This is a genomic window from Sphingomonas floccifaciens, from assembly GCF_042681125.1.
In the GTDB taxonomy this organism is placed as follows: Bacteria; Pseudomonadota; Alphaproteobacteria; order Sphingomonadales; family Sphingomonadaceae; genus Sphingomonas; species Sphingomonas floccifaciens.
The window spans coordinates 377,024-397,868 of the sequence record NZ_JBHUFC010000001.1 but is presented as its reverse complement, the minus strand read 5'-3'; the positions used below and the strand labels follow the sequence as shown (position 1 = coordinate 397,868).

The window sequence follows — 20,845 nt, the reverse complement described above, 5'->3', positions numbered from 1 at the left end:
TTATAAAAAGACCGCCGCCGCCCTTTCGGGCGCGCGGCGGCCAGCGAACCGGGAGAGGGTCCGGTTATCCCATCAGCGGCGCACGCCCGCGCGATCGATCACCGCGCGAGCCTCGGCCGGCCAGTCGCGGTCGGGCACGAGGATATTGTCGCGCGCGGTGTTGCCGATCTCGTCGAGCCAGCGCCCGCCCGTCGCGCTCGACGAATGCCAATTGCCCGTCGCGAGATTGTCGGTCGAGATGCGCCGCCGATACATCTTGCCCGCGGTGTTGATGTTCAGCCATTTGCCGCGCGTTTCGACGACATTGCCCGTCACGCGGAAATGCTTGCTGCCTTCGTCGAGGTAGATCGCTATCTTGTCGGCGATGTCGAAGATATGGTTGCCGCGGATGATCGCGTTCGGGTTCGCCGACAGATTGTAGATCGCGCCGCCGTCCATGAACCAGGTCTTCACCCCGTGGATGCGGTTGTTCTCGACCACCGTGTCCTTCAGCGTCGTCGGCGTCGTATATTTGACGTTGTAGGTGTAACCCTTCTGGTTCTCGTCGTAATTCGGGTTGCCGCCGACGTCGTTATACCCCCAGCCCCAACCGACCGCGATGCCGTCATAGGGCGCGTCGCTGATGTCGTTATGCGCGATGCGCGCGCCGGCGATGTAGGTCGTCAGGATCGCCGCATTATCCTTATAGTCCTGGCTGACGGTCGCGACGATATTGTCCTCGATCGTGAGGTCGCGGTTGACGAGCGCGGGATCGGTCGGATGATGCGCATCGACCCGCACGCCGCCGGCCATGATCGCGCTGCCCGACAGGACGGCGAAGCGGTTGCGCGCGATGCGGATGCGCGCGGTGGCTAGGCCGACGCCGCTCATATTGGCCGTAGCGTCGTTGCCGATGCCCAGCGCAACCTGACCCAGCTGCGTGAAGCGATTGCCCTCGAACGTCACGTCGCGCGCGGCGGCGACCTGCACCGCGGCAGGCATCTGATGCCATTTCTGGCGCATCGATTCGAACTCGACGCAGCCCCAACCGCACGTCGCCCAGGCATCCTTCGGTCGGATCGGCGAGACGTTGGACAGATACGCCCCGCTCTGCTGGTTGGCATAGCCGGTCGGGCGCGATGGCCCGAGCCAGCTGGTGTAGGAGAAGCGCAGCCCCTTGAAACTCAAACGCTCAACTGGCGCGGCCGGCGTGCCGGCGATCGATACCAGCGCCTCCAGCCGCGGCAGGACGACCGTCAGTCGCTTGATATCGTCATCCTGCGCGATGCGAAGGTAGAGCTTGCCCGCCTGCGGATCGATCACCCACTGGTACGCCTTGGCATGCCAGTCGTTCGCCTTGCCCACGAACTCCAGCGCGCCACGTAGGAACAGCCGGGAATCGTCGGGGAAGATGGGCTTGGTAATCGTGTCATAGCCCCAGCTGTTATTGTCCCACGCCGGCTGCTGCATCGTGACGCTGGTCCCGGCGATCGACTGCACGGGCGAGATGCGATCGGTGAAGAAGCCGGTCGCTTCCATCTCCATCCGCTCGGGGCGTTTGACCTGCGCAATCCAGGCGAGGTCGGGATCGACGATGTCGAAGCCGGTGGCCGTGAACTTCAGGTCACGCGCGCGCACCTCGATCCACGGCGTTTCCGCAAGCTGGTCGTTCACCCACAATTGCCGCGCATCGATCCCTTTGGGAACATCCGCGACCCAGATCCGCCGCTCGGCATCGAAGGGGCGGAAGCCTGTGACGGTCATCCCGCCCGACAGCGTCGGCGACGCCCCGTCCGCCGCGCGCCATTCGACCCGGTGCCCGCCCCGCCCGCCATCGGCCGCGCGGAAAGCAAGCGGCCGGTCGAGCGTATAGGTGCCGTCGGCCAGCACGACGGTTACGTCACCCTTCGCATTGGCAGCCCGGACCAGTGCCTGCGCGCGATCGAGCGATCGCACCGGCCGCGCCGCGCTGCCGGGCGCGCGGTCGTCGCCGGACGGAGATACGTGGATCGTGACTTGGGCGTTCGCCGCCAGCGACAGCGTCAGCGCGGTCCCGGCGAGGATCGCGCGCAGCGGCATTCGGGTGGCGGCTGCGGTCATCGATCCTGCTCCTGCTTGATTGTAATGCTATCGATTCAGCGAACAGCCGACCGTCTAGACATATGATGTCTTATGTTTGATAGTCTGACAAGCCAAAATCCCGAGAGGATGCCGATGACCAGCCTATCCCCGATCCTTGATCGCCGTACAGCACTGACCGGTACCTGCGCGATCCTGTTTGCGGCCGGCTTGTCCGACCAGGCGCTGGCCGTGACGTCGGGCGTGTTCGAGGACGTCCGTCGCCACGGCGCGCGGGGCGACGGAAAGGCGATCGACAGTCCGGCGATCAACCGCGCGATCCAGGCGGCGGCGAAGCGCGGCGGCGGGACCGTCGTCGTGCCGCCGGGGCGCTACCTGTGCTTCACCATCCGGCTGATGGACAATATCGCGATCGTGCTGAGCGCGGGCGCGACGATCGTCGCCGCCGATCCCGACACGCATGGCGCCAATTACGACCCGCCCGAAAATTATCTGGAGGAGCAGTTCCAGGACTTCGGCATCACTCACGTCAACAACAGCCTGATCCGCGGCAATGGCGTGACCAATGTTGCCATCCTCGGACCGGGCATGCTCCACGGATTGGGGCTCGACCGCGACGGTCCCGGCGAGCGCTGGCACGGTCGCGGCGTGTGGCAGTCGGCGGCGGCGCAGGGGATCAGTGCGAAGGAACAGGCGCTGAAGGACCCGAAGGAACGCGCCGCAGTCGGTCGCGCGAACAAGACAATCGGCTTGATGAACTGCCGCGGCGTCCGCCTGTCGGGCTTCACCATCCTTCAGGCCGGGCATTTCGGCGTGATCGCGCATGGCTGCACCAACATGCAGATCGAGGGGCTGGTGATCGACACCGACCGCGACGGTATCGATATCGACGCCTGCCGCGACGTGCGGGTGCTGAACTGCACCGTCAATTCGCCCAAGGACGACGCGATCGTGTTGAAGAGCAGCTATGCGCTGGGCCGCGCGGTGCCGTGCGAGGATGTGCTGGTATCGGGCTGCAAGACCAGCGGCTATCTGATGGGTACGCTGCTGGACGGCACCTACCGGCGCTCGCCCTATGACGCCGAAGGCGTCGGGCCGCTCGGACGGATCAAGCTGGGGACGGAAAGCAACGGCGGCTTCCGCAACATCCGCATCACCGACTGTATCTGCACGGCTAGCCGCGGCATCCTGGTCGGCATCGTCGACGGCGGGACGCTGGAGGATGTGTCGGTGTCGAACATCACGATCCGCGATCCGTACAATCATCCGCTGTTCGTCCACCACGGCGCGCGGATGCGGGCGCCGAAGGGCACGCCGGTCGGCAAGGTGCGCCGCGTGCGGTTCGACCAGATCAGCGTGACCGGCGCGCACCCCCGCTATCCGTGCGGCGTGGAGGGCATCGCCGATGCCCCGGTCGAGGACGTGACGTTCCGCGATATCGACATCGTCGCCCGCGGCGGCGGCACGCGCGAGGATGCTGCGCGGGTCCCGGAATATCGCCGCGAGACAAGCCTGGAGGTGAGTTACCTCGGAACCCTGCCCGCGGCCGGACTCTATGCGCGACATGCCCGGCGCCTGACGGTTCGAGGGTTCAGCCTTCGCACGGAGACGCCGGATGCGCGGCCGGTCTTTGCGCTGCGCAATGTGGCGGGAGCGATCCTCGACGACATTGCGACGCCCGCACGGCGGGAAGATGTGGTCGACACGAAGGACAGCAGCGCCGTGGCGTTGGGGCAGGTGGCGACAGCCCTCTGAGATCCTCATCCCCGCGAAGGCGGGGATCCATCTCCCGGACGTGCCAAGCACACAGTCCGGGAGATGGGTTCCCGCCTTCGCGGGAACGACGTCGTCTTTGCTTAGAACCGCACCCGCACGCCCGCCGACACGCGCCGGCCGGTCTGGCGATATTCCTTCGTCCGGTCCTCGCTGACCGAATAGATGAACTCGCGCGCGTTGTTCAGGTTGACCGCATCCGCGAACACCGTGAAGTGCGAGCCGATGTCATAGGCGAGGCTTACGTCGAGCTGGCCATAGGCGTCAAAATATTCCGGCTCGCCGTTCCGCCCCGACGCGACCTGAAGGAAGTTGTCGCGGTAGGTATAGGCTGCGCGGGCCGAGATGCCGTATTTCTCGTAGAAGCCGACCAGGCTGTACGAATATTTCGACAGCCCCTCCAACCCGAACGACACGTTCGCCACCGAGTTGACGTAGTTCGCGTTCGACTCGGTATAGTTGAAGCTCGTCTGCACGCCGAAGCCGTCAAAGGGGGCCGGCAGCCAGTTGGCGAAGGACTGGCGGTAGCCGACCTCGAAGCCCTTGACGGTCGCGCCCTTGCCGTTGCCCGGCACGGTCACCTGGAACGTCACCTGATCGACCACCTGCGGCGAGGTGATCAGCGTCACGAAGCTCTGGATGTCCTTGTAGAACACCGCGGCGTTCAGCAGCGAGTCCGGCGCGAAATACCATTCGGCGCCCACTTCGACCTGCTTGGCACGGAACGGCTGCAGGTCGGGGTTGCCGCGGCGGATCGTCTCGTTGCCCGGGTTGGTCTGGATCGTCTGGCGCGGCGACAGGTCGCTGAGCGTTGGGCGAGTGATGACCTTCGATGCGGCGAAGCGGACCAGCAGGTTATCGGTGACCGACAGGCGCGCATTGAGCGACGGCAGCCAGTCGTCATATTTGCCGCGGAAGCTGACCGGAATGATCGGCGAGACGACGATCAAATTCTGCCCCTGCCCGTTCGGCCGCGCGCTGGTGACCGTCCGCGATGCGCCCGACGACGTATAGTCGGTGTTTTCGTAGCGAAGCCCGATGTTCACCGCGAGCGGCATGCTGCCGATGCTCGTGTCGAGCGAGCCCATCAGATAGCCGACCTTCACCTTCTCGTTCACCACCGACGAAGCCGATGGCGAGAAGACGGCGGGGTTGAACGCCTTGCCGTCCTGCGCCGCATATTGGTCGATCAACAGCACCAGCTCCTGCGGGCTGTAGATCAGCCAGTCGCGGATGACGTTGTTGCCGCCGCCGGGGAAGAAGTTACGGTTCGTTGGCGAGAACAGCGATGCCGGCAACGCGCGGTCCGATCCGCAATAGGCGCATTGTTCGTTGAACGAGGTTTCGTCGGCGGTGATCGTCTTGATCCGGCTCTGCGCCATCGCGCCGCCGCTGATCGTCAGCGCGCCATTGCCCGGCTTCCATTCCAGATCGCCGCGATATTCCTCGATCTCGTCGTCGATGTTCGAACCGCCGCCCCAAATATAATAGTGCGCGGTCAGGCCGTTCGGATTCGTCGCAGCGTTCGCGTAATTCGGGCTGGTGAAACCATAGTCGTAGATCGGGCTGCCGCTGCGCCGGTCGAAGAACAGGTTGACGTTCTTGCGGCGGATGGTGGTGAACAGATTGTTCTCCTTGCCGCGCCGCCGCGCGTCGGACAGCGACCCGTCGAGGCGGATGCGCAGTGTGTCGGTCGGCTTCCAGTCGATGTTCACGCCGAACTGGTCGGTCGTGACGTTGCGATCGTCGAACTGGATGATCTCGTCGACGAAGCCGCCGTTATAGCGCTGGAACACCGCCTCCCCGTTCTGCACGACCTGTTCGGCCAGGATGCCGCCCGAGAAGTCGTAGGCGAGACCGGTCTGCTGCTCGACGAAGCGCGCCTTCGAATACAGGCCGTCGAGCGTGACCGTCAGCGCGTCGCTCGGCCGCATCTGTGCCGACGCATTCACGCCCCAACGGGTCAGGTCGCGTTCGAAGAAGAAGGGCGACAGGTTCGACGGCATCGACACGCGGCTGAACGGAGCGACGCCCGCGCCGATGCGGCCGCCGGCGACGCCGTTCAGATTATAATAGCTGTCGGTGCTGGAGCGGCGCACATGCCCGGCGCCGATGGTGAATTCGTCGATCCGGTTTTCCTGCTTCGAATAGACGCCGGCAAGCGCGAGCCCGAAGGTGCCGCTCTGGTTCTTCCAACTGCCGACCGCCGACACGTCCGGATTATAGGTGTCGGCGAGTTCGGACCACATCGCGCCGGCCGATCCGGCGAACTTGAACCCGGTCTTCTGGTCGAGCGGGCGCAGCGTGCGGACGTCGACGGTCGCGCCGATCGATGCGCCGTTGATGTTGGCCTGCGGTGACTTGTAGACGTCGGCGCCCGAGATGATTTCCGACGGCAACACGTCGAACGAGAATTCGCGGCCGTTGTTGTCGGTCGCCAGCGTACGGCCGTTGACCGTCACCGCGTTGAACTTCGGGCCGAAGCCGCGGACGGTGACGAAGCGGCCCTCGCCGCGGTTACGCTCGATCGTGACGCCGGCCACGCGCTGAAGCGATTCCGCGACGTTGCCGTCGGGCAGCTTGCCCAGATCCTCGGCGACGATCGAGTCCACGACCGCGACCGAATTGCGCTTGATATCTATGGAGGCGCGCTCGGCGGCGCGAATGCCGGTGACGATGATTTCGGCAGTTTCGTCCGGCGCGTCTTCAGCCTGGGTGCCGACATCGCGGGCCGGCTCGACCGTCTGCGCGGCGGCGGCTCCGGACCAAAGCAGCGCGACGACGGCCGATGCGGTCAGCAACGCGGTGCGGGTACGTCGATCCGAAAACGTCATGGCTCTCCCCTTCATTTATCTGCTCAGGGTTAGAGCACGCGCATGGTCCTATGTCAAATGATGATCATACATCATATGATTATCGCACGGACCTAATTGGGAGCACGCATAGCGCCGATCCGAACACGAAGACGATCGCGGCAATGAAGATCGCGCGGTAGTCGCCCCCGGTCATCCCGAGCAGCGTCGCGGCCATGACCGGCGAGATGATCTGCGGGATGTTCACCGCGGTCGTCAGCACGCCCAGGTCGCGTCCTTCATCGCCGAGCGCGCTCTTCGGCAGCACCTGCGTCATCAGCGCGATGTCGATCGACATGAACATGCCGTAGCCGACACCGATGATCCCGGCGTAAAGCCACATGCCCTGCATCGACGGCCACACCAGCGGCGCGACCATCGCGCAGCCCATGATCAGGCTGCCGGCGACCACGAAAGGCTTGCGACGCTGGATGCGATCCGACCACCAGCCGGAGATCAGCGACGAGGCGACCAGGCAGACCAATGTCAGGATCGCCATGTTGGCGATGGCGATGTTCGACTGATCGTCGCCCAGCTTCACATAGTCGCGCAGGATGTAGAGCAGATAGGCGGCGACCGCCTGATATCCCATGTAGATGGTGAAGCGGCTGAGGAACGCCCAGGCGAAGTCGGGATGCTCGCGCGGCGAAATCCAGAAGCCACGCAGGAACTCGCCCCATTTGATCGGGCGGTGCGGCATCCCCTCGCTCGACGGTTCGCGGTTGGTCAGCACGAAGGCGAGGCACGACACCGCGATTGCGGCCGCGAACACGCCGTAGGCGAGCACCGCCTGTCCGGCCAGATAGCCCGCGACGACCGTGCCGGCGGTCAGGCCGGCGGTCATCCCCGCGCCGACGATCCCCGACACGCCGCCGCGCACTTCCGGCGCGAACCGGTCGGCGATCAGCGTCGTCATCGCCGGCTGCATCGAATTATAGGCGACCGCGGCCATCACCCACAGCACCATCAGCGACCAGAACGTCGTCATCATCGAGACACCGAACAGCGCCAGCGACCCGACCAGCGATCCGATCGCGATCCACGGCGCCCGCCGCCCCCAGCGGCTGCGCGTCCGATCGGACAAGGCGCCCGAGATCGGCGTCGCCAGCGTCGAGAAAACCGAAGTGATCGCGAAAAGCAGCGCGAGGTTGTTTTCCTTGTTGCCGGGATCGAGCACCGCGATCTGGTTCGGCAGCAACACGCCGAGCACGCCGCTGTAGAGCGCCATCAGCAGGAAGAAATTGACCATCAGCGACAGTTGCAGCCGCGTACGCTGGCGCCCCTCAACATAGGTCTGTTCGGGTCCGGTCATCAGCATCTCAGTGCACCGCCGCGGGCGTTTCGGGAACCAGCCTGAGCCCCGCCTCGCGCGATCGCCGGTGCGGTCCGCCGTTCGCGCCCCAGCTGCCGCTCGCCCGGCTCGCCGCGATCGCGTCCTCATCGACCGTGATCCCCAGCCCCGGCCGGTCGCCGAGCATGATACCGCCGTCCGCAATCTGTTGGTCGACGTCGAGCCCGACCGGCCAGTTCAGATCCTGCACCTCGACCCCGATCATATTCGGCACGGCAGCGGCGGCGTGAGCGACGGGATTACAGTCATAGCCGACCGGCGACACCGGCAGGTCGCGCGCGTGCGCGGCGATGGCGACGCGCAGGAAATGGGTGATCCCCCACACGCTGCCCGCCTGCACGACGTCGACCGCGCGCGCGTCGAACAGCGGCGTATATTGCTCCAGCCCCGTCAGATTTTCGCCCGTCGCCACCGCACAGCGCGCGGCGCGGCTGATCGCGGCGTGGCCGGCGGCGTCCCAGCGCCGCACCGGCTCCTCGATCCAGGTAAGATCGATCCCCGCCGCCTCAATCGCAGCGAGGTGCCGGATCGCCTGCTTACAATTCCAGCTTTCGTTGACGTCGAGCATCAGCGCCGGTGCAGTGCTGTTGCGGCCGAGGATATCGCGTGCCCGCTTCAACCGGGCGATGTCGCGGGTCAGATCCTTGCCGCCCTTGATCTTGGCAGACGTGAAACCGCGCGCCGCCCAGCCGGCGTAGTGCGCATCGAACGCCTCGTCCGACAGCCCGTGGCACAGGCCGGAGGCATAGCCGCGCACGAACCGATCCGCCGCGCCGATTGTGCGCCACAACGGCTCGTCAGCCATTTTCGCCTTCAGATCCCACAACGCCATGTCGATCGCCGCGATCGCGCCGAAGGTCTGGCCGCCGTGTCCGCTCTTGAACACATGGCTCAGCATCGAATCATAGAGGGCCGGCACCGCGCGCGGATCCTGCCCCTCCACCGCGGGGAAGACCCGCGCGATATCGGTATGCTGGCCCAGCCCGACGCCCTCCAGCCCCGAATCGGTTTCGAGGATCAGGATCGGCACCTCGGTCACGCCCGACGACACCACGCCGTTGGCGTCGCCGACCGGGCGCCCCCAATCGTGCGATGTGACCAGGCTGCGATAGCCGGTGACTTTCATGAATGCCCCTCGATCGAACCGGACGCGAAACGCGGGCCGGAGGTAAAGGTATTATGTATTATCTTTCGCCGATTGCAAGCCGTTGACGAAACCGCGTCCAACAGCGCACGGTGCACGTCATACGACAGACCATCGACGAGACACGCGAATGACAGACCTGCCGCCCGAGCCCCCGCGCATCCGGCGCCGCCCTCGGCTTGCGGAGGCGGTGGTCGAGGATCTGGTGAAATCGATCGTCACCGAAACCTATCCCGCCGGCACCGCGCTGCCGCCCGAGGGGATGCTGGGCGACATGTACCAGGTCAGCCGCACCGTCATCCGTGAGGCGACGATGGCGCTGACCGAAAAGGGACTGGTGGTCTCGCAACAGGGCCGCGGCACGATCGTGCGCGATGCGTCCGACTGGGACATGCTCGACCCGATGATCCTGGGCGCGCTGTTCGAGCGCGAGGATGGTCTCGCCTATCTCGACAACCTCTCCGAAATCCGCTCGCTGCTCGAAGGCGCGATGGCGGCGAAGGCGGCGGAGAAGCGGACGCCCGAGATGGTCGAGGCGCTGACCCGCCAGATGGAGAAGCTGAAATCGCTGATCCCCCACCCCGCAGCCTATGTGCATGAGGACGTCGGCTTCCACGACATCATCATGCGCATGTCGGGCGACCGGCTGAGCAAGGCCGTCATCGATGGCGTCCAGTCCGAAGCGCTGCGCAACCACGGCTACAGCGGCAAGCTGAATGTCGCGCATGTGCGGGACACGCACGCCGCGCATGAACGCATCTACGACGCCATCGTCGCGGGCGATGGCGAGGCGGCGAGCCGGGCGATGCGGGATCATATCGAGGGGTCGTGGGCCAGGCGAAGGGCGGCGAGAAACGGCAAGGGGTGAACGGCGGGCGGTGATGCACCATTCCTTGCTTCTCAGCCGTCATCCCCGCGAAGGCGGGGGTCGATAGTCGCTGAACGTCGTGGGACTCATTGAAGCCAGCCAGAATTTATCCCTGCCTACGCGGGAATGACGACTGGGAGGCAAGGGATTATTCCGACCCCGTTCGTGCTGAGCTTGTCGAAGCACGGTACTTCGTGCCGCAAGCGACTCGCGTCGGCGTCGGCGCCCGGCCCTCAATTCACCAGTCGCCAGCTCGACAGGACGTACCAATGACTCTCCGCATCCTCGACGCCCATTTCCACCTCTGGCGAATTGGCCGGAACGGCCATAGCTGGCCCGACGCCGACTGGCCGCGCATCCACCGCGACTTCGTGCCCGACGACCTGCGCGCCGAAACTGCAGCCTATGACTTCGTCGGCGGCGTCCTCGTCCAGTCGCAGCCCGACGACCGCGACACCGACTGGATGCTGACGATCGACGATCCCCTGGTGAAGGGCGTCGTCGGCTGGGCGGACCTGACCGCGCCGGACGCCCCCGCCCGCATCGCCGATCTTGCCGCCCGTCCGAAGCTGCGCGGTCTGCGCCCGATGCTGCAAGGCATCGCGGATACCGACTGGATTCTTCAGCCCGCGCTCGCTCCGGCGATCGAAGCGATGCTCGCCCATAGCCTGCGCTTCGACGCGTTGGTCCAACCGCGTCACCTGCCCACGCTTCATGCTTTCGCGACGCGCTGGCCGGATTTGCCGATCGTCATTGATCACGCCGCCAAGCCTCATGCCGCGACCGGCGAACTCGATCCGTGGCGTGACGAGATCACCGCACTCGCTACCCTTCCCAATGTCTGGTGCAAGCTGTCGGGCCTGCGCACCGAACAGGCGCCCGGCCAGCCTGCCGATGCGCTGAAGCCCTATGTCGATCACCTCGTCGCGACGTTCAGTGACCGGTTGATGTGGGGTAGCGACTGGCCGGTTCTGCTGCACGCGGACGATGCCTATGCCGAGTGGGTCGAGGCCATGCTCGATCTGGCGGGCACGGTCGATCTTGATCGTCTGCTGGTAACCGCGGCCAGCGACTTTTACGCCCTTGACGTATGACGTATGACGTTCTTTAGATGGCAGCGATCTTCGGGAGAACGTCGTGGTCGATCTGTCAGCGTTGGGACGCCTCGGCTTTGGGGCCGGATCGATCGGCAATCTCTATCGTGCGATCCCGGATGACGAAGCAGTTGCAGCCGTGCGCGCCGCCTGGGACGCGGGCCTGCGCTATTACGACACTGCCCCGCACTATGGCTTCGGCCTGAGCGAGAAGCGCGTCGGTGCGGCGCTGGCCGAGCTCGATCCGGGCGCGACCGCGATCATATCGACCAAGGTCGGCCGCCGTCTCGACCCCGTCCCCGCCGGCACCGACCTGTCCCAGCTGCGCCAGGCGTTCGTCACGCCCGAGCCGTTCGAGAGCGTGTTCGACTACAGCTATGACGCTGTCATGCGATCCTATGAGGCCAGCCGCGCTCGGTTGCGGCGCGATCGGATCGACATCCTCTACTGCCACGACCTGGGCGGGATGGCGCACGGCGCCGACCACCCCCGCCGCTTCGCCGAGTTCATGGAGGGCGGCTACCGGGCGATGCGCGCGTTGCGGGATACGGGCGCGGTCGGGGCGATCGGGCTGGGCGTCAATGAAACAGCGATCTGCGAACAGGTCATGGCGGTCGGCGAGATCGATGTCGTCCTGCTCGCCGGCCGCTACACGTTGCTGGAGCAGGACGCGCTGGCGACCTTCCTGCCGCTGTGCGAGGCGCGCGACGTGAAGATCGTGCTCGGCGGCCCGTATAATTCCGGCATTCTGGCGAAGGGCGTGCGCGGCGGCGGCGAGCTGCACTATGACTATCAGCCCGCCCCGGCCGAGATCGTCGCGCGCGTCGGCGCGATCGAGGATGTGTGCGAGATGCACGGCGTCCCCCTCGCTGCCGCCGCGCTGCAATTTCCGCTCGCCCACCCCCAGGTCGTGTCGGTCATCCCCGGCATGAACAGCCCTCGCCAGGTCGCGCGCGCGGTCGAACTGATCGATACCGACATTCCGCCCGCCCTGTGGCGCGACTTGCAGGACTGCGGCCTGATCCGCGCCGACGCCCCCATCCCCGCTTGAGAAAGACCCGACCCATGCGCCTCCAGGGCAAGACCGCCGTCATCACCGCCGCCGCGCAAGGCATCGGCCGCGCCTCCGCCGAACTGTTCGCCCGGGAAGGCGCCCGCGTCATCGCCGCCGATATCAACGGCGAAGCGCTTGCCACGCTGGAGGGATGCGAAACGCATGTCGTCGACCTGCTCGACGGCGCGGCGATCACGGATTTCGCCGCGACGGTCGGCGCGATCGACATCCTGTTCAACTGCGCGGGCTTCGTCCACGCCGGCACGATCCTGTCGACGGAAGAGGCCGATTTCGACTTCTCCTTCGACCTGAACGTCAAGAGCGCCTACCGGATGATCCGCGCCTTCCTGCCCGGCATGATCGCGAACGGCGGCGGGTCGATCGTCAACATGTCGTCGGTTGCCGGATCGATTATCGCGGTGCCAAACCGCTTCGTCTATGGCGCGTCGAAGGCAGCGGTCATCGGCCTCACCAAGTCGGTCGCGCAGGACTATGTCGCGCAAGGCATCCGCTGCAACGCGATCTGTCCCGGCACCGTCCAGTCGCCCTCGCTCGACGAGCGGATGGCCGCCACCGGCGATGCGGCGAAGGCGCGGGCGGACTTCGTCGCGCGCCAGCCGATGGGCCGGCTCGGCGGCGCCGCCGAGATCGCCGAACTCGCACTCTACCTGGGCAGCGACCTGTCGTCCTACACCACCGGCACCGCCAGCGTGATCGACGGCGGATGGACCAACGCATGACGCAGCGCATCGCCCTGGCGCTCGATCTGGTCGACGATGCAGACCTGATCGCCGAGTACGAACATTGGCACTGTGTCGGCAACACCGACCCGGCCGTGTCCCGATCAATCCGCGATGCGGGCATCGAGCAGATGGAGATCTACCGCGCGGGCAACCGGCTCTTCATGCTGATCGAGGCCGGCCCCGCCTATGATGCCGGAGCGAAGGCGGCTGCCGACGCCGCCAATCCGGCGGTCGTCGGGTGGGTCGAGAAGATGAAGCGCTTTCAACAGCCCGTCCCCGCCGCCGGCGCGGACGGCACATGGCACGTGATGGACCGCATCTTTCGGCTGACCGATCACTAACCGAGCGGCCGGCCTTCGCGACAGATCTTCGAAAGTCGAGTACACCCGTTCCCCGGCGAAGGCCGGGGTCCAGGTACAAGCGATTTCCGTAACTTACCAATTTGGCCGAAACTGGACCCCCGCCTTCGCCGGGGAACGTAATCGAACCTTCGCAGGTGCTTCGCTCAGGCGGAACGCGCGATCTTGACTTATTGCAGCGCACAATCTAGGTAGCTCCATAGCGACGTCACCAAATGGCTGCGTGATCGGACGGCTTGAAGCCTCCCCGGCCCGGCGCTCGCTTAACCCAGCTACCCTTGTCACGCGGGTCGCCCTTTTGAGGCCCGTCGCACACGCGTCCCCTTTTCGGGTCGAACGCGCGCCGACTCCCATTACGAGTCTACACATCACATGAAATTCACCGAACTCGGGCTGTCGAAGCCCGTCACCGACGCTCTTGCCGCCAAGGGCTACGAAACCCCCACCCCGATCCAGGCGCAGGCGATTCCCGCACTGCTCCAGGGCCGCGATCTGCTCGGCATCGCGCAGACCGGCACCGGCAAGACGGCGGCCTTCACGCTGCCGTCGATCGACCATCTGGTCGCCAGCGGCAAGCGCGCCCTGCCGCGCCAGTGCCGCATGCTTGTGCTCGCCCCGACCCGCGAGCTCGCCGCGCAGATCGCCGACAATGCCCGCGGCTATTCGAAGTTCGCGAAGCTCAGCGTCGTCACAGTGTTCGGCGGCACCTCGGTCCATAAGAACAAGATCGACCTGTCGAAGGGTTGCGACATCCTGGTCGCGACGCCGGGCCGCCTGCTCGACCTGATCGACGAAGGCCATCTGAGCCTCTCGGCGGTCGAAATCTTCGTCCTCGACGAAGCCGACCAGATGATGGACCTGGGGTTCATCCACGCCCTCAAGCGCGTCGTGAAGATTCTGCCCCGCCAGCGTCAGTCGCTGTTCTTCTCGGCGACCATGCCGTCGGCGATCCGCGACCTGTCGAGCCAGTTCATCAAGGACCCGGTCGAGGTGAAGGTGACCCCGGTCTCGACCACCGCCGAGCGTGTCGAGCAGCAGGTGATCTTCGTCAACCAGACGGAGAAGCAGGCGCTGCTGACGATGGCGCTGCGCAGCCTCAAGATCGACCGCGCGCTGATCTTCACGCGCACCAAGCATGGCGCCGACCGCGTCGTGAAGCTGCTGGCGGCCAACGACATCGCGTCGAACGCGATCCACGGCAACAAGTCGCAGCCGCAGCGTGAGCGGGCGCTGGGTCTGTTCCGCTCGGGCGAAGTGCCGATCCTGGTCGCCACGGACATCGCCGCGCGCGGCATCGACGTGTCGGGCGTGAGCCACGTCTTCAACTTCGAGCTGCCCAACGTGCCGGAGCAGTATGTCCATCGCATCGGCCGTACCGCGCGTGCGGGCGCGGACGGCATCGCCATCAGCTTCTGCGCCGATGACGAGCGGCCGTACCTGCGCGATATCGAGAAGCTGACGCGCCAGAAGATCGCGATCCGTAGCCTGCCGGAGAATTTCCTGGCCGAGGCGGAAGCGATCGTGAAGTCGCGCAAGCCGGTGCCGATGAGCCGCGACGAACAGAACGGCCGCAACGGTCGCGCCCAGCAGGGCGGCGGCGGCCGTGGCGGGCGCTCGCAGGGCGGCGGATCGAGCGACGGCGAACCGCGCCGCTTCTTCCCGGCGAAGAAGAAGTTCAGCGCCAAGCCGGCTGGAGGTCGACCGGGCGGCAATCGTGGCGGTCAGCGCAGTGCGGCCAGCGCCGGCATCGGCCGTAGTCGCTAACGCCGATTCGCTAACACAGCAGGATACAATGCGGCGGCCGGGACCATCCCGGCCGCCGCAATCATGTCAGCCCTTCTTGCGGCTCCGCTTGGGGGCGGCTGCGGCTTCGACGTCCTCTTCCTCGTCGGCCTGCTCCTCACCCGCATCGACCAGCGCCTCGCCGAGCGCCTTGACCTTGTCCTGCGACGACTCGGCGCGGTCGGACACCTTCACGGTCGCGGTGCCCAGCCGGTGGAGGATCGCATGGACCCGATCGGCGTCCGGCGTATCCTTTTCCAGCTGCTTCCGAAGCGCGCCCAGGTCACGCAGGATGCCCTTCGTGCCGGGCACGTCGAGATCGGCGAGCGCGGTTTCCCAATCCTCGATCATGTCGACGCCCTTCGACGCCTTCGTCCCGTCCAGTCCGCGGTTGATCGCGTTCATCGTGCCTGCGAATTTTGCCATTAGACGATCCCTTGTTGCGGGGTGATGCCCGGCCTCGGGAAACGAGGGGTCAGGTCCTTGGCTCCGGGCGCACGGGGCTAAATCGCTTTGCCCTCGATCAATCGCCGCAGCGACTGCCGGTCGCGGTCGGACAGAGGACCGAACACCGCCACATCGCTTGCAGCCTCCACCGCAGCCAGCACCGGGACCAGCCGCGCGCCGGCGCCAGTCAGTGCGATCGTCTGGAACCGCCGATCGGCTCGCCCACCATCCGCGCGGACGACCAGCCGCTTGCCGCGCAGCCGGTCGACCAGCTTGGTCACCGCCCCGCGCGTCAGGCCACAGGATGCGGCGAGCACGCTCGGCGCGATCGCACCGGACTCGTAGAGCGTACGCAGGACGGTCAATTCTCCGACCGTCACGCCGTGGGGCAGCAGCGCCGCCGACAGCTGTTCGGTGGACTTCGCCGCGGCAAGGCGTAGCTGATGTCCCAGCGATGCATCGGGCGAAACCATTCGTCCGATTTCCGGCATAAAGGTTTCCACGTCAACCAACTGACGGTGCCCGGTTGCGCTTTCCGCATGTCGGTGCTAGGCGCCGCGCGACCCGAACGGGGGCCGCATCCTGCCGGCTCATACGGACGCGGGTCGCATCCAGTTTTGTCCGACGTGAAGGAACGACGCGCGCGTGGAAAGCACCGGCGGTATTCAGGCAAGCCTCAGCGGACGCTACGCGACCGCGCTGTTCGAGCTTGCCAAGAACAGCAAGCAGATCGACGCGGTCGAGGCTAGCCTCGGCACGGTCCGTCAGGCGCTGGCCGAATCGGCCGACTTCACCGCGCTGACCAGCAATCCGGCAATCCCGCGCGACGCCGCCGGCAGGGCCGTAGCAGCGGTCGCCGCGATGCTCGGCCTCGACGCGCTGACGACCAAGTTCCTGGGCGTCCTCGCCGAGAACCGGCGTCTGCGCGACCTGCCGGCGATCATCCGCGCCTATCGCGCGCTCGCCGCAGAACACCGCGGCGAAGTGACTGCCGAGGTCGCCTCGGCCCATGCGCTCACCGACACGCAGATCGCCGACCTGAAGCAGGCCCTGCGCCAGCGTGTCGGCCGTGACGTTTCCGTCGACCTGTCGGTCGACCCCTCGCTCCTGGGCGGCCTGGTCGTGAAGATCGGCAGCCAGATGATCGACAGCTCGATCAAGACCCGTTTGAACACCCTCGCGCACGCGATGAAAGGCTAAGGCACGCTAAGATGGATATCCGCGCCGCAGAAATCTCGAAGGTCATCAAGGACCAGATCGCCAATTTCGGCACCGAAGCCACGGTCAGCGAAACCGGCCAGGTGCTGAGCGTCGGTGACGGCATCGCCCGCATCCACGGCCTCGACAACGTCCAGGCGGGCGAGATGGTCGAGTTCGCCAACGGCGTGCAGGGCATGGCGCTGAACCTCGAAGCCGACAACGTCGGCGTCGTGATCTTCGGCTCGGACGCCGAAATTCGCGAAGGTGACGTCGTCAAGCGCACCGGCACCATCGTGGACGTGCCGGTCGGCAAGGGCCTGCTCGGCCGCGTGGTCGATGGCCTCGGTAACCCGATCGACGGCAAGGGCCCGATCGTCGCCGAAAAGCGCAGCCGCGTCGAGGTGAAGGCGCCGGGCATCATCCCGCGCCAGGGCGTGTCGGAGCCGATGCAGTCGGGCCTGAAGGCGATCGACGCCCTCGTCCCCGTCGGCCGTGGCCAGCGCGAACTGATCATCGGCGACCGCCAGACCGGCAAGTCGGCCGTCGCGATCGACACCTTCATCAACCAGAAGGGCGTCAACCAGGGCAGCGACGAATCGAAGAAGCTGTACTGCGTCTATATCGCGGTCGGCCAGAAGCGCTCGACCGTCGCCCAGCTGGTGCGCATGCTCGAAGAAAATGGCGCGATGGAATATTCGATCGTGGTCGCCGCGACCGCGTCGGAGCCCGCGCCGATGCAGTTCCTCGCGCCCTACACCGGCACCGCGATGGGCGAATATTTCCGTGACAACGGGATGCACGCGCTGATCGTGTTCGACGATCTGTCGAAGCAGGCCGTCGCCTACCGCCAGATGTCGCTGCTGCTGCGCCGCCCGCCGGGCCGTGAAGCCTATCCGGGCGACGTGTTTTACCTCCACAGCCGCCTGCTCGAGCGTGCGGCCAAGATGTCGGACGCCAACGGCGGCGGTTCGCTGACCGCGCTGCCGATCATCGAGACGCAGGCAGGCGACGTTTCGGCCTATATTCCGACCAACGTGATCTCGATCACCGACGGCCAGATCTTCCTCGAAACCGACCTGTTCAATGCCGGCATCCGTCCGGCGATCAACGTCGGTCTGTCGGTCAGCCGCGTCGGTTCGGCCGCGCAGACCAAGGCGATGAAGAAGGTGTCGGGCTCGATCAAGCTGGAGCTCGCACAGTACCGCGAAATGGCGGCGTTCGCGCAGTTTGGCTCGGACCTCGACGCCTCGACCCAGAAGCTGCTGAACCGCGGCGCGCGCCTGACGGAGCTGCTGAAGCAGGCCCAGTTCTCGCCGCTGCCGTTCGAGGAGCAGACGGTGTCGATCTTCGCCGGTACGCAGGGCTATCTCGACAATGTCGCGGTGCAGGACGTGGTGCGCTACGAAGCCGCGATGCTCGCCGACATGCGCGCGAACCACGCCGACGTACTGACCAAGATCCGCGATACCAAGGATCTGGGCGACGAAGCGAAGACCGGCCTGAAGGCTGCGCTCGACGCGTTCGCGAAGACGTTTGCGTAAGATCCGATAGCCCTCTCCCCTCGGGGAAAGGGTTGGGAGAGGGGGCGGTGCCTCGCAGAGACCAGTGCTCGCGGAACTGCCCCTCTCCCCTGCCCTCTCCCCGGAGGGGAGAGGGAGTTAGAGGAAGATTATGGCTAGTTTGAAGGCCCTCAAAATCCGGATCAACTCGGTCAAGTCGACCCAGAAGATCACCAAGGCGATGAAGATGGTCGCCGCCGCCAAACTGCGCCGTGCGCAGGAAGCGGCGGAGGCCGGTCGTCCCTATGCGCAGACGCTGGAACGCGTCGTCGCCAGCCTGGTGTCGAAGAACAAGGGCGCATCGCCCCTGATCGCGGGCACCGGCAAGGATCAGGTCCACCTGTTCGTCGTGGCGACCAGCGACCGCGGTCTGGCGGGTGCGTTCAACACCAACATCGCCCGCCTTGCCCGACGTGAAGCCGACAAGCTGATCGCCGAGGGTAAGACGGTGAAGTTCTACACCATCGGCCGCAAGGGCCGTGCGGTGCTGAACCGTCTGTATCGCGGCTCGATGGTCCATGGCATCGAGCCGGGCGATCTCGGCAAGCTGACCTTCGCCGACGCCAAGGGCTATGCCGACGACCTGATCCGCCGCTTCGAAGCAGGTGAGTTCGACGTCGCCCACCTGTTCTACGCGACCTTCAAGTCGGTCCTGACCCAGGAGCCGACCGAGCAGCAGATTCTGCCGGTGAAGGTCGAGGCGAGCGCACCGGTCAGTGCCGACACCGGCATGGCCGTGGTCGAATATGAGCCCGACGAGGAATCGATCCTCGAAGAGCTTCTGCCGCGCAACGTCGCCATCCAGCTGTTCCGCGCGATGCGCGAGAATGCAGCGTCCGAACAGGGCAGCAAGATGACCGCGATGGACAACGCGACGCGCAACGCGGGCGACCTCATCAAGCGTCTCACCACCGAATACAACCGCACCCGCCAGGCCGCGATCACGACCGAGCTGGTGGAAATCATCTCCGGCGCAGAAGCGCTCTAAGAGACTTTGGGCAAGGAAACAGACATGGCCACCGCCGCAATCGACAGCCCGACGCAGGGCACCACCAATAACGTCGGCCGCATCTCGCAGGTCATCGGCGCCGTCGTCGACGTGCAGTTCGACGGCAACCTGCCCGCGATTCTGTCGGCGCTGGAAACGGACAACAACGGCAACCGCCTGGTCCTCGAAGTCGCGCAGCATCTGGGCGAGAACACCGTCCGCACGATCGCGATGGACGCGACCGAGGGCCTGACCCGCGGCCAGACCGTGACCGACACCGGCTCGCAGATCCGCGTGCCGGTCGGCCCGAAGACGTTGGGGCGCATCCTGAACGTCGTCGGCGAGCCGATCGACGAGCGTGGTCCGGTGAATGCCGAACAGACCGCCCCGATCCACGCCCAGGCGCCGGCCTTCGTCGACCAGTCGACCGAAACCAGCATCTTGGTCACCGGCATCAAGGTCATCGACCTGCTCGCGCCCTATTCGAAGGGCGGCAAGATCGGCCTGTTCGGCGGCGCCGGCGTCGGCAAGACGGTTCTCATCCAGGAACTGATCAACAACATCGCCAAGGGCCACGGCGGCACGTCGGTGTTCGCGGGCGTGGGCGAGCGCACCCGTGAGGGCAACGACCTCTACCACGAATTCCTCGACGCCGGCGTCATCGCCAAGGACGCCGACGGCAATGCCGTCAGCGAAGGTTCGAAGGTCGCGCTGGTCTATGGCCAGATGAACGAGCCGCCGGGCGCGCGTGCCCGCGTCGCGCTGTCGGGCCTGACGATCGCCGAGTACTTCCGCGACGTCGAAGGTCAGGACGTGCTGTTCTTCGTCGACAACATCTTCCGCTTCACCCAGGCGGGTTCGGAAGTGTCGGCGCTGCTCGGCCGCATCCCGTCGGCGGTGGGCTATCAGCCGACGCTGTCGACCGACATGGGCGCGCTGCAGGAGCGCATCACCTCGACCAACAAGGGTTCGATCACCTCGGTGCAGGCGATCTACGTGCCTGCGGACGATTTGACCGACCCGGCGCCGGCGACCTCGTTCGCCCACTTGGACGCTACGACCGTTCTCAACCGCGCGATCTCGGAACTCGGCATCTATCCGGCGGTCGATCCGCTCGATTCGACCAGCCGTGCGCTCAGCCCGGCGGTCGTCGGCCAGGAGCATTACGACACCGCGCGTGCCGTCCAGTCGATCCTGCAGAAGTACAAGTCGCTGCAGGACATCATCGCGATCCTGGGCATGGACGAACTGTCGGAAGAGGATAAGCTGACCGTCGCCCGCGCGCGCAAGATCCAGCGCTTCCTCAGCCAGCCGTTCCACGTCGCCGAAGTCTTCACCGGCATCAGCGGCAAGTTTGTGTCGATCGAGGACACGGTGAAGTCGTTCAAGGCCGTCGTCGACGGCGAGTACGACCACCTGCCGGAAAGCGCTTTCTACATGGTCGGCGGCATCGACGAAGCCGTCGCCAAGGGCAAGAAGCTGGCCGAAGAGGCGTAATCTCCACTTAGCCCTCTCCCCGCTGGGGAGAGGGTTGGGAGAGGGGCAGTGCCGCGAGCGACGCTCTCGGTGAGAC

17 protein-coding genes are annotated in these 20,845 nt (G+C 65.8%); 11 read left to right on the top strand and 6 right to left on the bottom strand.

Features of this window, described 5'->3' with window-relative positions; translation table 11 throughout:
* Positions 1-72: 72 nt before the first annotated feature.
* Positions 73-2,079: a right-handed parallel beta-helix repeat-containing protein gene (locus ACFSC3_RS01850; RefSeq protein WP_380938157.1), complete on the bottom strand. Its 2,007-nt coding sequence runs from the start codon at positions 2,077-2,079 to the stop codon at positions 73-75.
* A gap of 114 nt (positions 2,080-2,193) precedes the next feature.
* Between ACFSC3_RS01850 and ACFSC3_RS01845 the strand changes: the two genes are divergently transcribed.
* The gene (locus ACFSC3_RS01845) at positions 2,194-3,813 is read left to right on the top strand and encodes a rhamnogalacturonidase (protein WP_380938155.1); all 1,620 of its coding nucleotides are present in this window, start codon (positions 2,194-2,196) and stop codon (positions 3,811-3,813) included.
* Between the two features lie 101 nt (positions 3,814-3,914).
* On the opposite strand, the gene ACFSC3_RS01840 is transcribed toward ACFSC3_RS01845, so the two are convergent.
* The 3 genes from ACFSC3_RS01840 to ACFSC3_RS01830 form a co-directional block, all read right to left on the bottom strand.
* Positions 3,915-6,665, bottom strand: coding sequence for a TonB-dependent receptor (locus ACFSC3_RS01840; protein ID WP_380938153.1), 2,751 nt, complete (start codon positions 6,663-6,665; stop codon positions 3,915-3,917).
* Positions 6,666-6,744: 79 nt separating this feature from the next.
* Positions 6,745-7,995, bottom strand: a complete 1,251-nt coding sequence (locus ACFSC3_RS01835) for an MFS transporter (protein WP_380938151.1) — start codon at positions 7,993-7,995, stop codon at positions 6,745-6,747.
* A gap of 7 nt (positions 7,996-8,002) precedes the next feature.
* The gene (locus tag ACFSC3_RS01830) at positions 8,003-9,160 is read right to left on the bottom strand and encodes a mandelate racemase/muconate lactonizing enzyme family protein (protein ID WP_380938149.1); all 1,158 of its coding nucleotides are present in this window, start codon (positions 9,158-9,160) and stop codon (positions 8,003-8,005) included.
* A gap of 148 nt (positions 9,161-9,308) precedes the next feature.
* Here ACFSC3_RS01830 and ACFSC3_RS01825 point away from each other — a divergent pair, with 148 nt between their 5' ends.
* The 6 genes from ACFSC3_RS01825 to ACFSC3_RS01800 all read left to right on the top strand — a co-directional run bounded on the left by ACFSC3_RS01825 (position 9,309) and on the right by ACFSC3_RS01800 (position 15,060).
* Positions 9,309-10,046, top strand: a complete 738-nt coding sequence (locus tag ACFSC3_RS01825; RefSeq protein ID WP_380938147.1) for a FadR/GntR family transcriptional regulator — start codon at positions 9,309-9,311, stop codon at positions 10,044-10,046.
* A 269-nt stretch (positions 10,047-10,315) separates the two neighbouring features.
* Positions 10,316-11,140, top strand: a complete 825-nt coding sequence (locus ACFSC3_RS01820; protein WP_380938145.1) for an amidohydrolase family protein — start codon at positions 10,316-10,318, stop codon at positions 11,138-11,140.
* A 43-nt stretch (positions 11,141-11,183) separates the two neighbouring features.
* Entirely contained in the window at positions 11,184-12,191 is a 1,008-nt protein-coding gene (locus ACFSC3_RS01815; protein ID WP_380938143.1) for an aldo/keto reductase, read from the top strand.
* A gap of 14 nt (positions 12,192-12,205) precedes the next feature.
* A complete protein-coding gene (locus ACFSC3_RS01810; protein ID WP_380938141.1) occupies positions 12,206-12,934 on the top strand; it encodes an SDR family oxidoreductase in 729 nt (242 codons plus the stop codon).
* Positions 12,931-13,278, top strand: coding sequence for an L-rhamnose mutarotase (locus ACFSC3_RS01805; protein WP_380938139.1), 348 nt, complete (start codon positions 12,931-12,933; stop codon positions 13,276-13,278). The genes ACFSC3_RS01810 and ACFSC3_RS01805 overlap by 4 nt, the downstream gene beginning before the upstream one ends.
* A 390-nt stretch (positions 13,279-13,668) precedes the next feature.
* Positions 13,669-15,060 carry a DEAD/DEAH box helicase gene (locus ACFSC3_RS01800; protein WP_380938137.1) on the top strand — a complete coding sequence of 464 codons (1,392 nt, stop codon included), beginning with the start codon at positions 13,669-13,671 and terminating at the stop codon, positions 15,058-15,060.
* Positions 15,061-15,126: 66 nt separating this feature from the next.
* Here ACFSC3_RS01800 and ACFSC3_RS01795 read toward each other — a convergent pair whose 3' ends face one another.
* Together ACFSC3_RS01795 and ACFSC3_RS01790 are read right to left on the bottom strand one after the other, a co-directional pair.
* Positions 15,127-15,504: a hypothetical protein gene (locus tag ACFSC3_RS01795; protein WP_380938135.1), complete on the bottom strand. Its 378-nt coding sequence runs from the start codon at positions 15,502-15,504 to the stop codon at positions 15,127-15,129.
* Between the two features lie 77 nt (positions 15,505-15,581).
* Complete coding sequence (locus ACFSC3_RS01790; protein WP_380938133.1) at positions 15,582-15,998, bottom strand: MarR family winged helix-turn-helix transcriptional regulator; 417 nt, start codon at positions 15,996-15,998, stop codon at positions 15,582-15,584.
* Positions 15,999-16,170: 172 nt separating this feature from the next.
* Here ACFSC3_RS01790 and ACFSC3_RS01785 point away from each other — a divergent pair, with 172 nt between their 5' ends.
* From ACFSC3_RS01785 to atpD, 4 genes are all read left to right on the top strand, one after another.
* Positions 16,171-16,725, top strand: coding sequence for a F0F1 ATP synthase subunit delta (locus ACFSC3_RS01785; RefSeq protein ID WP_380938131.1), 555 nt, complete (start codon positions 16,171-16,173; stop codon positions 16,723-16,725).
* Positions 16,726-16,736: 11 nt separating this feature from the next.
* Positions 16,737-18,266 carry a F0F1 ATP synthase subunit alpha gene (gene atpA / locus ACFSC3_RS01780; protein WP_380938129.1) on the top strand — a complete coding sequence of 510 codons (1,530 nt, stop codon included), beginning with the start codon at positions 16,737-16,739 and terminating at the stop codon, positions 18,264-18,266.
* Between the two features lie 130 nt (positions 18,267-18,396).
* Complete coding sequence (locus ACFSC3_RS01775; RefSeq protein WP_380938127.1) at positions 18,397-19,272, top strand: F0F1 ATP synthase subunit gamma; 876 nt, start codon at positions 18,397-18,399, stop codon at positions 19,270-19,272.
* Between the two features lie 24 nt (positions 19,273-19,296).
* Complete coding sequence (atpD, locus tag ACFSC3_RS01770) at positions 19,297-20,769, top strand: F0F1 ATP synthase subunit beta (protein WP_380938125.1); 1,473 nt, start codon at positions 19,297-19,299, stop codon at positions 20,767-20,769.
* The last annotated feature ends 76 nt before the right edge of the window (positions 20,770-20,845 follow it).